13 protein-coding genes are annotated in these 12267 nt (G+C 58.2%); 7 read left to right on the top strand and 6 right to left on the bottom strand.

What is annotated here, in order from left to right:
- The first annotated feature begins 8 nt into the window (after positions 1-8).
- The 4 genes from LSG25_RS15825 (at position 9) to LSG25_RS15810 (ending at position 4863) form a co-directional block, all read left to right on the top strand.
- The gene (locus LSG25_RS15825) at positions 9-788 is read left to right on the top strand and encodes an abortive infection family protein (protein WP_232741860.1); all 780 of its coding nucleotides are present in this window, start codon (positions 9-11) and stop codon (positions 786-788) included.
- Between the two features lie 580 nt (positions 789-1368).
- The gene (locus LSG25_RS15820) at positions 1369-1983 is read left to right on the top strand and encodes an ATP-binding cassette domain-containing protein (protein ID WP_232744726.1); all 615 of its coding nucleotides are present in this window, start codon (positions 1369-1371) and stop codon (positions 1981-1983) included.
- 58 nt (positions 1984-2041) lie between these two features.
- Positions 2042-3451: a DUF2130 domain-containing protein gene (locus tag LSG25_RS15815; protein ID WP_232741859.1), complete on the top strand. Its 1410-nt coding sequence runs from the start codon at positions 2042-2044 to the stop codon at positions 3449-3451.
- Positions 3448-4863 (top strand): diguanylate cyclase, encoded by a 1416-nt coding sequence (locus LSG25_RS15810; protein WP_232741858.1) that lies wholly within the window; start codon positions 3448-3450, stop codon positions 4861-4863. Before LSG25_RS15815 ends, LSG25_RS15810 begins: the two co-directional genes overlap by 4 nt.
- A 197-nt stretch (positions 4864-5060) precedes the next feature.
- Here LSG25_RS15810 and LSG25_RS15805 read toward each other — a convergent pair whose 3' ends face one another.
- Positions 5061-5696: a carbonic anhydrase gene (locus LSG25_RS15805; RefSeq protein ID WP_232741857.1), complete on the bottom strand. Its 636-nt coding sequence runs from the start codon at positions 5694-5696 to the stop codon at positions 5061-5063.
- Positions 5697-5733: 37 nt separating this feature from the next.
- Positions 5734-6276, bottom strand: coding sequence for a DUF2799 domain-containing protein (locus tag LSG25_RS15800; RefSeq protein WP_232741856.1), 543 nt, complete (start codon positions 6274-6276; stop codon positions 5734-5736).
- A gap of 203 nt (positions 6277-6479) precedes the next feature.
- Here LSG25_RS15800 and LSG25_RS15795 point away from each other — a divergent pair, with 203 nt between their 5' ends.
- A complete protein-coding gene (locus tag LSG25_RS15795; protein ID WP_232741855.1) occupies positions 6480-7943 on the top strand; it encodes an NAD(P)/FAD-dependent oxidoreductase in 1464 nt (487 codons plus the stop codon).
- A gap of 18 nt (positions 7944-7961) precedes the next feature.
- Here the strand turns inward: LSG25_RS15795 and LSG25_RS15790 are convergent, their stop codons facing one another.
- Positions 7962-8450, bottom strand: coding sequence for a GNAT family N-acetyltransferase (locus LSG25_RS15790; RefSeq protein ID WP_232741854.1), 489 nt, complete (start codon positions 8448-8450; stop codon positions 7962-7964).
- A gap of 42 nt (positions 8451-8492) precedes the next feature.
- On the bottom strand, positions 8493-9071 hold the full coding sequence (locus LSG25_RS15785; RefSeq protein ID WP_232741853.1) for a GNAT family N-acetyltransferase: 579 nt from the start codon (positions 9069-9071) through the stop codon (positions 8493-8495).
- A gap of 161 nt (positions 9072-9232) precedes the next feature.
- Here LSG25_RS15785 and LSG25_RS15780 point away from each other — a divergent pair, with 161 nt between their 5' ends.
- Positions 9233-9604: a hypothetical protein gene (locus tag LSG25_RS15780; RefSeq protein WP_232741852.1), complete on the top strand. Its 372-nt coding sequence runs from the start codon at positions 9233-9235 to the stop codon at positions 9602-9604.
- A gap of 9 nt (positions 9605-9613) precedes the next feature.
- Here the strand turns inward: LSG25_RS15780 and LSG25_RS15775 are convergent, their stop codons facing one another.
- Complete coding sequence (locus LSG25_RS15775) at positions 9614-10339, bottom strand: hypothetical protein (RefSeq protein WP_232741851.1); 726 nt, start codon at positions 10337-10339, stop codon at positions 9614-9616.
- Positions 10340-10504: 165 nt separating this feature from the next.
- Positions 10505-11038 carry a hypothetical protein gene (locus tag LSG25_RS15770; protein ID WP_232741850.1) on the bottom strand — a complete coding sequence of 178 codons (534 nt, stop codon included), beginning with the start codon at positions 11036-11038 and terminating at the stop codon, positions 10505-10507.
- A gap of 83 nt (positions 11039-11121) precedes the next feature.
- On the opposite strand from LSG25_RS15770, the gene LSG25_RS15765 reads away from it, so the two are divergent.
- Positions 11122-12102 carry an aldo/keto reductase gene (locus LSG25_RS15765; protein ID WP_232741849.1) on the top strand — a complete coding sequence of 327 codons (981 nt, stop codon included), beginning with the start codon at positions 11122-11124 and terminating at the stop codon, positions 12100-12102.
- Positions 12103-12267: the final 165 nt, after the last annotated feature.

The following is a 12267-nucleotide window of genomic DNA, read 5'->3' as shown; positions in this document are numbered from 1 at the left end:
CAGTGACAATGAATTCAAATCGGCACGCGATGGACGAGCTCCGGACTGATCTCGAGAAGGCACAGTACCTCCAGAACCTGCTCATCGCTCACGCGACAGGCGACACTGCCGATGAGCGGGAATACCAGATCGTGCGCCGGGCGCTTTTAGACAACCGAGAAGCTGCTGAGCTGTTGCCCGTTTTTGTACGGACTTGCCGAGACCTCGCTCAGTTCTGGGGTTACATCAAGTATGAGAAGGGTACATACCACGAACGTCGCGAGCTCATCTGGAACTCGTTCGCTCCTTTACTTGATCGGCTCGAAGGCAAGACGTCAAAGCCTTCAGACGCGCCGATCTCCGACGGGCTAAAGAGCTTCGACACAGGCAGCGTGCAAGCGGTTTGGGCGAAGGCCCTCGAACGGCGGGAATCAGATCCGGAGGGCGCGATCACATCAGCCAGGACTCTGCTCGAGACCGTTTGCAAGCACGTCCTGGATGAAGCTGGCGTGAAATATGAGAAAGGAAGGACAGACCTTCCGGATCTCTACAAACTAGTTGCAAAGGAACTGAACCTCGCACCGGACCAGCATACCGAGGACGTCTTCAAACAGATCCTCGGCGGCGTGACTTCAGTCGTTCACGGCCTAGGCGCAATGCGGAATCGCCTCGGAGACGCCCATGGGCAAGGAAAGAAGCCTGTACGACCGGCGCCGCGGCATGCACAGCTCGCCGTAAACCTCGCAGGAACAGTCGCCTTGTTCATCATTGAGACCTGGCTCGCAAAGTCCAAGGTCGGAAACCCATAGTCCCAAGCAGTCGGATCGTTCCGGCTTATCAGTATGATTCCCCTGCCTTGAAAACGCGGTTATCAGACTTGGCGTTTCAGGCACCGTGACGGCTGAACACCTGCCACGTTCAGGTACACTAAACCTCAATCGCCCCACATCACGCAAAGCCAACAACCGCTCCCTTGAGAGCGGCACCTTGTTGCGACGCTCAATTTTCCGAGGCCTGATGTAAGAGAAAGAATTGGCCAACTATTCCTGTACATTTGGCCAGGTTTTCCGCAAAGACATGGCGGAAAATCCTTGGAAATCAATAGGGTCGATGGCCAACTTTTCTGGAAACCAACAGGTTGTGTGGAACATCGCCTTTTAAGCCTGGCCGCATTGCAGTCGTTTTGCGGGTAATAGGTGCGAGTTTCCGCGAGGCCGCCACCAGCGCCTTTCTTTGCGGTTATCATGTCGCGCTTGTGGCCTGGATTGCCGATGCTCCGGTTACATCCGTTACTCAGAAACGTCAGCGATAGTTCCCCTTGATGCTGTAACTAGCTTCGTCTGGTACGAGCTCTGGTCACGCGCCGCATTCTTGCGTACACTTCCCGACATGCTACGCATCGACAATCTCAGCAAGCGCTATGACGACCATCTCATATTCCAGGGGCTGACTCATACATTCCCCCCTGGATGTGTGGCGCTATGCGAAGAAGACAGCACCGGCAAATCCAGCTTGCTGGGCATCATAGCGGGCGTTGTCGCGCCGGATGCCGGGGACGTCTGGATCGACGGGTATTCGCTAACCCAGTCGCCGCTGCAAGCCAAGGCCCGCATAGCCTATGTGCCCGACAATTGCTTGACGTTTCCCATGCAGACGGGGCGTGGATTGCTCGAGAAAGTCGCCTTGGAAAAGAACACAACACTCGATGATGCCGTGCTCGATCTGGCCTACGAACTGGGGCTGGAGCCGCATCTGGACAAGCGCTTCGAACAGATGTCGACGGGTACGCGCCGTAAGGTTTTCCTGACGGCCGCCGCCTTGGGCGAACCGGCCGTCGTCATCGCGGATGGCCCCAGCAATGGGTTGGACGTGCGGGCTTGCTCCGTATTGGCCGAACAGTTCAAAACCTGGTCCCGGGATCGTGTTGTGCTGTTTGCCAGTCACGATCCAGGACTGGTGCGGACTTGTGGGGCAAGTGCAATCAATATTGCCGCACTATGTTAGGCGACGGCGCTGCTACTATCGTTGCTCTGGTCTCGGCGAATACGGAGAGTAAGTAGTCATGCATGAAATCATCTGCCCGCACTGCAGGAAGGCCTTCAAGATTGACGAGGCCGGGTACGCAGACATTCTGAAGCAGGTTCACGACAGCGAATTCGAGCGGCAGTTGCACGAACGGCTTGAGCTTGCCGAGCAGGACAAGCGGAGTGCCGTCCAACTCGCCCAGGCCAAGGTCACCAGCGAACTGCAGATGGTTGCTTCGGCCAAGGATGCCGAGATCCGGGAACTCAAGGCCGCACTCGATGCCGGTGAGGTCGCGCGGAAGCTCGCGGTGACCCAGGCTTTGAGCGCTATAGAAAAGGAGCGCGACGCGCTCGCGAACGAACTTGAGCAAGCGAAGCGTGATGGGCAAGCCGCTTCCAGGCTGGCTGAAGTGATGCTCGTGAACGAACTGCAGAAGGCCGCGGCTGCAAAGGACGCGGAGATCCAGGGTCTGAATGCCAAGCTCGACGCCATCGGGGTTGCCCAGAAGCTCGCGATCACCGAGGCGGTCAGTGCGGTCGAGAAGGAGCGCAACGAACTGAAGAGCGGCCTTGAGCGTGTGGAGCTTGAGAAGCAGCTCGCCGAGAAGTCGCTCAAAGACAAGTACGAGACGCAGATCAAGGATCGCGAGGACACGATCGAGCGTCTCCGGGACATGAAGGCTCGCCTGTCGACCAAGATGGTCGGCGAAACTCTAGAGCAGCACTGCGAGACCGAGTTCAACCGAATTCGAGCGACAGCCTTTCCTAGGGCCTATTTCGAAAAGGACAACGACGCGCGGACTGGAAGCAAGGGCGATTACATCTTTCGCGACTCCGATGAGGCTGGCACAGAGATCGTCTCGATCATGTTCGAAATGAAGAACGAGAGCGATCGCACCGCGACGAAGAACAAGAACGAGGACTTCCTGAAGGAGCTCGACAAGGATCGCACCGAAAAGGGCTGCGAGTATGCGGTGCTGGTCTCCCTGCTCGAGCCTGACAGTGAGCTCTACAATACCGGGATCGTCGACGTATTCCACCGCTATCCGAAGATGTACATTGTCCGCCCGCAATTCTTTCTTCCGATCATCACACTGTTGCGAAATGCGGCGATGAACTCGCTCAAGTACAAGTCGGAGCTGGCGGTCGTCAAGGCGCAGAACATTGACATCACGGATTTTGAAACTCAGCTCGAGACATTCAAGAGCGCATTCTCGAAGAACTACGACCTTGCCTCCAGGCGCTTTCAAATAGCAATTGAGGAGATCGACAAGTCGATCGACCATCTGCAGAAGACGAAGGATGCTCTGCTCGGCACCGATCGAAACCTTCGTCTTGCAAACGATAAAGCGCAGGACGTGACGATCAAGAAACTGACTCGGGGCAACCCGACGATGGCGGCCAAGTTTGCCGACCTAAAGGATCATGGCCCTTCCGATAAGGAATGAGTCCGGCCATCGGTGCCGATTTGTGTACCCGTAATCTCGACCGCCCGAGTTTTGCGTCGAAAATTGTCCCTGATAGCATTGTTGCTACAATTCGTACGGCGTGCAATTGGATCATGGGGGTCCTGATGGGGAAAAGCCTCGAAATGCTATTGCGCAGGCTTTCGGTACGGCAACGGATGATGGCGGTCATGGCGGTGCTCTTGCTGCCGCTGGCGGTGCTCAGCGCGGTGAGCGTGATGGTTCTGAACGAACAGGAGATGGCCTTTCGCGATTCCGTCGAGGAGTCGGTACACGGCCTGATCCCGCTAACCACGCTGGAGTATTACCTTCAGCAAGCTCTGGTGGATGAACTGCTGGCCGAGTCGAATGACTCCGTACCGGGCTTCGCCGGACTCACCCAGAATATCGATAACAGCTTTTCCAGCATTGGTGTCGGCATGGACAGCAAGGATGTGCCGGAGGATGCTCTGGAAGACGCGCAGAAGTCCTGGTTGCAGGCGCGCCCTTCGGTTCGTCGCCTGGTGCAGCAGGTGCACACCCAGCATGGGAGTGATGCCGCGACCAACCTCCATACGCGCGCGGAACTGGAGCAGGCGGCCCGGGATATCTCAAGTGCTCGCGTGAGTCTGTCCAATGTGCTCAGGGTTCGATATGAAAAGGCGGTCGCGCGGCGCAAGGACCAGTTGCACTGGTTGATGTGGAGCTGGGTGCTCACCCTGACGGCAGCCGCCTTGCTGGCCATGGTTTTCTTGCGCTCGCTGCTGCGACCTTTGCAGGCATTGACGCAGGCTGCACGCTCCGTCAACGACGGCCAGGCCGGTGTGCGAGTGGATGTCGGCGGGCGAGACGAATTGGCGGTGTTGGCCGATTGCTTCAACCGGATGACGGCCAACTGGGAGACCACCCACGCCAACCTCAAGACAGAAGCCATCAAGGATCCGCTTACCGGCGTGCTCAATCGTCGAGGCATTCTCTCCCGGCTGGACGCCGAACTGGAGCGGCATAGACTGCGCGGGCAACCGTTGAGCGTGCTGGCGATGGATCTGGATCGTTTCAAGTTCATCAATGACCACTATGGCCATAGCATGGGCGATCGCGCCTTGACGTGGGTCGCCGAAACTTTGCGCAGCATTTTGCGTGAGAATGATCACCTGGGGCGGCACGGCGGCGATGAATTCATCGCGGTGCTGCCGCTGACGAGCCACTCCAAGGCGCTGGAGATCGCTCATCGCATTGGCGCGGTGATCCGGGAGGGCGCCGCCCGTGCAGCGATCTATCCGGAGATCACGATCGGTGTGGCCACCATGCCTGAAGATGGCGATCAGGCCAAATCATTGCTGGAAGCGGCGGACGCCAGGCTTTATGCGCAGAAGCATCACCGCGCCAAAGATGATGCAAGCAAAAAAGAGTGAGGCTCTATGAGGGCACCGCGAACCCCCCCCCCCTCATAGCCGGCGTTTCTTCTTTCCTACAGCCGTGAGGGCTCGCAATCATTTCGGGCGATGGAGGGTTTGCGTCCAGCCTGGCCGGCGATGCCGCAAGCAGGTAAAGCGACTTTGTGCCGGATCGAGCCTCGATTTATTCCGTAGAGCTATCTGGCGCGTTTCGATCACACTTCCGAATACGGCTCGAACTTTCCGCTGACAGGGTCGCGTACGAACAGGACCCCCGTGGCGATACCGAAATAAGCCCCGTGCAGAGTCAATTCGCCTTGTTCGACCCTCTCTCGCACGGCGGGGAAGGTCATGAGATTTTCCAGGCTGTATTCGACGACAGCCCATTCCAGGTCGCGTATCCAACTCTTGCGGTCTTCGGTAGGCGGGCCGAGCCGGTCGGCCACCGGCGCAATCTGCGACATCCACTTGCCGATGAAATCGCGTTTGGTCAGCGGGGTGGCCTGGTTGGCGAAAGCGCCTACGCCCCCGCAACTGGCATGGCCAAGCACGACGATATGTTTCACCTGAAGGGCATTGACGCCAAACTCGATCGCCGCGCTGGTTCCGTGAAACGAGTCTTCCTTATCGGACTCGCAGGGAGGCACCAGGTTGGCAATATTGCGTATCACGAAGATCTCGCCCGGGCCGGCGTCGAAAATGGTTTCGGGCGCCACCCTGGAATCGCCGCAGCCTATGACCATTACTTCTGGGTGCTGGCCTTCGGCCAATTCTTCATATCGATCCCGCTCGTGTGAGAGCCTTCTTTGAAGAAATGATACATAGCCATCGGTAAGTCTTTGCGGGAACATGTAGGTACACCTGAGTTGAGTTGCGACGACTCAGATTTTAGCGCGCCGAACGCTCTGCGTAGTACACATCGTTGCGCGCGTCCCGCAGGCGGCGGTCGAGGTCGCGCAGGTCTTGGCGCAGGCGTGCGCGCTTGTTGTCATCGCGGGCCTTGTCCAGCTCGCGCTGCTTGCGGTTGACTTCGCTGTCAAGCTGGTTCACCCGCTGTTGCGCCTGATATACGCGGTATCCGGCGCGGTACCGGTCAAGGAACTTGGCTTCAAGGAGCGGCGGGCAGGAATTCCTGTAGCTTCGCCCCTGGAGCCCTTCTTGCATGCCTACGTCGGGGGTGCAATACTGCCGGATCCCTATGTCGCGTCCGGCCATGTATTTTTTCACGTCCGGCTGGATGCCAAGCTTGGCACAGGCTTCGCGGTGGTCTTCGACTCGCGACCTGGGTTCGCCGTGTATTCCATCGCGCATGCCCTGTTCATACCAATTGGCGGTCTGGCATTCCTGCGGCGACATGCTTGCGCAGCCGCTCAATAATGCGGTTGCACTGATTGCTGCAAGAATAATCGTTCTTTTTATTTGCGCTTTCATGGTCAAGCCTGTTTTTGCGGCCCCGGCTTGTCCGGCGACTGGGTGGATCGGCTGAACGTATAGTATCAAATTATTAATTTTTCATACAAAATAAAAATGGGATGGCATGACCGCATGAATTCACTGACCGGATTGGGCACGATAAGCCTCGATCCGACGCGATGAGGTATCTACAGAGAAGGGACTTCCGGGGAGTCTGAACCATGAGTCAGGATCGTGTCACCATTATTGGGGCCGGGGTTTCCGGCCTGGCCGCGGGGATCCATTTGGCTCGCCAGGGCTTTGAGGTCAGCCTGTTCGAGGCACGCAGCACGCTGGGCGGTTGCTGCTCAACGACGAATATCGACGGCTTTACGTTCAACAACGGAGCCATGTTTCTGGCGGTTCCGCGCCTGCTGGATCATGCCTTCGGCCGGCTTGGCCTGGACCGCGAGCCCCTGTTGCCATTGCGCCGCATCAATGCGCCCCAGGCGACATTCCTGCCAGGCGGCACGTCAGTCACCTTTGGTACGGGGCGCAATGCGCTCGTCGAAGGTCCGAACGGCCTAGCCCGAACGGCTGTGCTGCAGGACGAGATCGAGAGGTGCATGGCCAAATGGAGCCCGGTGCTTGAGGTTTTTACGGATGACTTGTTGACGCAGCCCTTGTCCGTCTTGCGCGTGATGTCCAGGACGTGGCGCCACTTGCCCAAGCTCAGGGGCAGTCTTGCCGCCGAACTGTGCCGCCAGTTCAGCGATCCGGAGGTGCGTGCCGCCATCGCCGCCGTGACTTTGTATACGGGTTTGCCGCCAGAACGCACTCCCGTCTTCCAGATTTTCGGATTTATCTCCATGCTGCAAGACGGGCTGTACCTGCCTGAGGGTGGAATGGGTGCAATCAGCGGTGTCATGCACAAGGCTTTTTGCGACCTTGGAGGCAAAGTTATTGCCGGTACGCGGGTCGAGAAAATCCGGACCGAGGGCGGGCGGGTGCGGGCGCTCGTCATTGAGGGCAAAGAAGAAGTATTGACCGACGCGGTCATTTCGACGGCCGGCGGCATGGCAACTTTCACCGATCTGATGGATCCGTCGACTGTTCCGTCGTCAATGAAGCGCCGCGTGCTGCATGCTCCGCTTTCACACCAGACGCTGTGCATCCAACTGGGGCTGGCAAATCAGCTGCAGGCGCCCGCCCACTCGGTGAATCGTGTGCCCCTGCTCGAAGAGCAGTACCGGCTGCTGGCGCCGCAGCCCGCGGGTATTGAATGGTTGAGCTATGCCGTTCCGACCTTGACCATGCCCGAACTGGCATCGGCGGGCGGCAGCATTGTCGAAATGTTTACGGCCGTTGATCAGACGCTGGCGCTGGGCGCGTGGGATGCCGAGGCAAAAGAGGCCGCCGCCGACGAGGCCATTGCGGCGCTTGCACGCCACCACCCGCTTGATGTCGCCGTCAGGCGAATCACCAGTCCGAAGGATTATGCGACCCGCATGAATTTGTTCGAAGGCGCTGTATACGGCTTGTCGCCGGCGGCAAAGCCCAGCCAGCAGTTTCCGCAAGCGCCGCCAGTGACAGGCTTGTTCCTGGCGGGTCAGACCACGTATCCGGGCTTTGGCGTGGCACCCGCGATGTTCTCGGGGATATTTGCCGCGGACGCCTTGATTGGGAGCTTGTCTCGGGCGCGATGAATGCGGCGGGCTTGCGGTTTATTGCGGCGGCTGGAGCTCTTGAAGCAGCAGTTCCATATAGCGTGTGCCCTCCACCGGGTTGAAGCGGTACGGGGCGATTTCATGAAAACCGAGAGAGCCGTAGAGGCGCTGCGCCGCGAGCATGGATGGCAGGGTATCGAGCCTGACACGCTCATAACCGAGTTGCTTCGCCCGTGCTATGGCCGCCTGGGAAAGGCGGCTCCCGACCGCCCGGCCTCGGCCGGCGGGCCGGACGTAAAGGCGTTTAAGTTCGGCAATGGCTGGCGGTTCGAACGGTCGAAGCGCGACGCATCCAAGCGTTATGTCGCCGTCCCAGGCCAGAAGCAAGGCACCGGAAGGCGGCGCATAAGCGCCGGGGAGCAGGGCGACTTCGGCGGCAAAATCCTGGAACGCCAGGTCGATATCGAGCGATGCCGCGTATTCCTCGAACAGCACCGCGGCCGCTCGTATTTCCTCCGGGGTGTTTGCCTCGCGTATTTCCATCATGCCGTGGTCTCTTGGGTGTTGCTGGTTGGTCGCTGGAGGTGGTCAGGGGCTGCCAAAGAGCTTTTTCTCCAGGTTTCTGCAAACATCGGGCCATTCTTCATCGATGATGCTAAAGCGTACGGAATTTCTCTGTCGACCGTCGGGCATGATGCGTTCTTTGCGAATGGTGCCCTCCTGTTTTGCCCCGAGCCTAAGAATGGCTCTGCGGGATTTTTGGTTGATTTCATCGGTGGTGAATTGCACCCGCAGGCAAGCGAGCGTTTCAAACGCGTAGCGCAGCATGATGAATTTGGTTTCGGTATTGACATATGTCCTCTGCCACGAAGCGGATAGCCAGGTGCTGCCGATTTCCAGTTTCCGGTTTTGACGGTCGATCTTCCAGAAGCGGGTGGAGCCTATTACCCGATTGGCTTCCCGGATCTCGATGGCAAAGGGCATGACCGTTCCTGCCGCCTGGCCTTCCAGCGCGATACGGATGTAGTTATCGACGGTTTTGGACGACGGCACGACTGTGAACGGCAAGTTCCAGAGCTTTCCATCGGAGGCCGCCGCAACGAGGGCCGCTGCGTCGGAAGCGAGAAGCGGGCGCAGGCATATTCTTTGACCTACGAGTGGTTCCATGTGTGTGATGGGACTTTAAATATCAATAGACATTGGGGCTGAAGGCCGGCCAGGGATTACTGTACACCAGGGTGGAAAAAGGTTTCCAGCCGGCTGCTTGATTGATACGATGATGAGGCGTAGCCGCGGATAACGCAGTGATGAGAATGGCAGGGAAGATAATGAACGATATCGAAAAGCAGGATGCGCCCGGGAAAAGATCGCCTCTTTATCTTCGTTTTTATCTGGCGGGGGTCGTGATCCTGGCGGTGGGCCTGATCAGTGCCGCCCTGATATATATATTGGCGGCGGATAACCAGGTTGACGAGATCGGAAGCGGCAAACAGTATGATTTCGCCGTGGAGCGCATTGGCGGAAAGGCGGCGGTTTGGGCCGTTCACTTCAATCAATGGTTTGGCGGCCTTTGGCACGGAAAACAGCTGGCATTCACGTTGGCATTCATTTCCATAGGGGCCGCCCTGGTGTGCTTTCTAATCGCCCGCAGCCTGTCGTTTGATTTGTCGTTCAAGCGAGCCAAAAGCCGCAATCACTGACCAGGCGGCTCAGCGCACAGGCAGGAAATTGAAGAAGAGCAGGCCCTGCATATAGTTGATGCCGACCCGTCGAAGGTTTTCATCGAGCAGGTTGGCCACCAGGTCGAGCCGGCCTATCAGTTCGCCGAATTCCCGCTCAAAGCTTAGGTTGGCGACATCGCCGGAAATTTCGTTGGAAAGCAGCAAAGGGTGGCCCGACGCATCGCGCCGGCTGGCCAGCAGCCAGGCGGCGACCTCGACGTTGCGGGCCGCATTGTAGACGTGCTGGGCGTTGAGTACATCGGAGACATAAAAACGCGTCTTGCCATTGTGGGCCTGGATGATCATATCGGCCAGGCCAAAGATGAAGGCGCCCACCCGGTCGCCCTGGTAGGCGGGGTCCAGCGCAACGGAAAGAATCTGGATATCGCGCAATCCGCGCAGATCGGGAGGCGCTTGGCCCGTCTGGATGGCCTGGCGTCCGGCGGCTATGGCGCTTGCCAGGTCGGGTGCGCCGGTCTTGCGCCATTGCGCCGGGTTTCGGCGATAAAGCTTCCCGAGCAGGCGAGTCAGGCTGTCCAGGTTGTCGCGCATGGCAATTGTGACGGTGCGGTTGAAGTCGGTCTGCGCAAGCTGGTCGAATGACATTTTCTCGTTGCGAGGGCCGGGCGACCCAGGCGCCGCGCCTGGTCCGGCGCACCCCGTCAGCCCCACTCCAATCGCCAAGACTACGCATGCGACACAGCCTTTATTCATGCCATTTTTGTCCGTTTCGTGTGTCCGAAGTCATGACGCCGGAATTGCCGGGCGCCTGCTTGACAGAGACTTTATCAGAAAACCGTTTCCACTTCGGCCTGGTGACTCTGGATACGCCTGACGCTTGCGTGACACATGGCCTGATTCAATAGGGTATGTGAGGGATCAAGCAGGTTTCTTGAAATCGTTCTCGATCCATGCCGTGGCGCTTTGCATAGTGAGCTTGAAGCCTGTGCCCACGCGGACCTGCGCAAGCTGCTCGCCGAACTCGTCGCAAGCGCTTAACAGGGCGTAGGGGTTGTCTTCGTCGGGAACGATGTCCAGCTTGATGTCCAGCAAGCCTGAAGCCGAGGTGACTTTGATGTTTTTGTGCAGCAAGGCATGCAACTGTTGCTCGTGGCGGCGCAAGACTTCGGAAGCGGTCTTGACCAGCGTGAAAAATGCGGCGGAATCGAGCGGTTTGGGGTTCTTCTTGTCGCGCCCCATGGTCCAGGGGCCAACCAGCGCGGGCTCTGCTTCACCGTCTTTGATCATTTCCACTGCCCAGCCGTCGTCGTCGCCGTTTTTTATGACACGAGCGGTCCAACCGTCATCGCGCCATAGCCGCGGTTCCTGGGTCCTGGTTTCGTGGTCGTCGGCGCCGTCGTGCGCATCGGTGTCGGGGAAATTCAAGTCGTTCACTATTTTATTGCCCTGCATGATTCGTCTGTAAGGGACCCAAGCTTAGCAGTAATATGGCATGCATTCGAATCCGCAGTGCAGCGGCACCTTTGGAGAACACAATGGAATATATCAAGCTCGGCAATACCGGCGTGGATATCTCGCGTATCTGCCTTGGCTGCATGACCTATGGCGTCCCCGAGCGCGGCAACCATCCCTGGACGTTGCCCGAAGATGCGAGCCGCGAGCTCATCCGGCACGCCCTTGACGCGGGTATTAATTTCTTCGATACGGCCAACAGCTACTCCGATGGCACAAGCGAGGAAATCGTCGGGCGCGCGCTGCGTGAGTTCGCGCCTCGCGATCAACTGGTTGTCGCCACCAAGGTGTTCTTCCCGACGCGAAAGGGCCCAAACGGCATGGGTCTGTCCAGGAAAGCCATCATGCAATCGATCGATGCGAGCCTGACCCGGCTTGGCATGGATTACGTCGATCTGTATCAGATTCACCGTTGGGACTATCGCACTCCGATTGAAGAAACCCTGGAGGCGCTGCACGATGTGGTGAAAGCGGGCAAGGTGCGCTATATCGGCGCGTCGTCGATGTTCGCCTGGCAATTCGCAAAGGCGTTGCATACCTCGGAGCAGCACGGCTGGACTCGCTTCGCAACGATGCAGGATCACTACAACCTGCTTTACCGCGAGGAAGAGCGTGAAATGCATCCGCTCTGCGCGGATCAGAAGATCGGCGTGCTGCCGTGGAGTCCGCTTGCCCGCGGACGCCTGACGCGCGACTGGAACGAATCCACCGAACGCACCAAGACCGATGACTATGGCGCATCCTTATATGGGTCGACGGCCGATTCCGATCGCGCCGTAATAGAACGTGTTGCGCAAGTCGCGAAGAGCCGCGGCGTACCCCGCGCGCAAGTCGCCCTCGCCTGGATGTTGAGCAAATCGGTCATTAGCGCGCCGATTGTCGGCGCATCGAAGGCGAGCCACATAGACGATGCCGTTGCCGCGCTGTCCCTGGTCCTCACGGATGAGGAAATCACACAACTGGAAGCGCCTTACGTGCCCCACGCCGTGGCTGGTTTTAAATAATCACGGAGCGGCCTCGGCATGCTGTTTGCGATCCGGAACCGGTTGTCGTAAGGCATCGGAGGTATTCGCGGATTCTTGTTTAATGAAAGAAATGCATAAAAAACGATTTACCAGACATTTTTCTTATTAGACGGCTGCGGAAATCTTGTATATTTGTCAGGATGT

The sequence above is a fragment of the Paralcaligenes sp. KSB-10 genome, assembly GCF_021266465.1.
Taxonomy (GTDB): Bacteria; Pseudomonadota; Gammaproteobacteria; order Burkholderiales; family Burkholderiaceae_B.
This window is presented reverse-complemented; position numbering and strand designations above follow the sequence as displayed.

Excerpts from the sequence above, each read along its gene's own strand:
- LSG25_RS15765 (WP_232741849.1), top strand. The coding sequence starts at position 11,122 with ATGGAATATATCAAGCTCGGCAATACCGGCGTGGATATCTCGCGTATC.
- LSG25_RS15820 (WP_232744726.1), top strand. The coding sequence starts at position 1,369 with ATGCTACGCATCGACAATCTCAGCAAGCGCTATGACGACCATCTCATA.
- LSG25_RS15810 (WP_232741858.1), top strand. The coding sequence starts at position 3,448 with ATGAGTCCGGCCATCGGTGCCGATTTGTGTACCCGTAATCTCGACCGC.
- LSG25_RS15790 (WP_232741854.1), bottom strand. The coding sequence starts at position 8,450 with ATGATGGAAATACGCGAGGCAAACACCCCGGAGGAAATACGAGCGGCC.
- LSG25_RS15800 (WP_232741856.1), bottom strand. The coding sequence starts at position 6,276 with ATGAAAGCGCAAATAAAAAGAACGATTATTCTTGCAGCAATCAGTGCA.
- LSG25_RS15795 (WP_232741855.1), top strand. The coding sequence starts at position 6,480 with ATGAGTCAGGATCGTGTCACCATTATTGGGGCCGGGGTTTCCGGCCTG.
- LSG25_RS15780 (WP_232741852.1), top strand. The coding sequence starts at position 9,233 with ATGAACGATATCGAAAAGCAGGATGCGCCCGGGAAAAGATCGCCTCTT.
- LSG25_RS15805 (WP_232741857.1), bottom strand. The coding sequence starts at position 5,696 with ATGTTCCCGCAAAGACTTACCGATGGCTATGTATCATTTCTTCAAAGA.
- LSG25_RS15825 (WP_232741860.1), top strand. The coding sequence starts at position 9 with ATGAATTCAAATCGGCACGCGATGGACGAGCTCCGGACTGATCTCGAG.
- LSG25_RS15785 (WP_232741853.1), bottom strand. The coding sequence starts at position 9,071 with ATGGAACCACTCGTAGGTCAAAGAATATGCCTGCGCCCGCTTCTCGCT.
- LSG25_RS15815 (WP_232741859.1), top strand. The coding sequence starts at position 2,042 with ATGCATGAAATCATCTGCCCGCACTGCAGGAAGGCCTTCAAGATTGAC.
- LSG25_RS15775 (WP_232741851.1), bottom strand. The coding sequence starts at position 10,339 with ATGAATAAAGGCTGTGTCGCATGCGTAGTCTTGGCGATTGGAGTGGGG.
- LSG25_RS15770 (WP_232741850.1), bottom strand. The coding sequence starts at position 11,038 with ATGCAGGGCAATAAAATAGTGAACGACTTGAATTTCCCCGACACCGAT.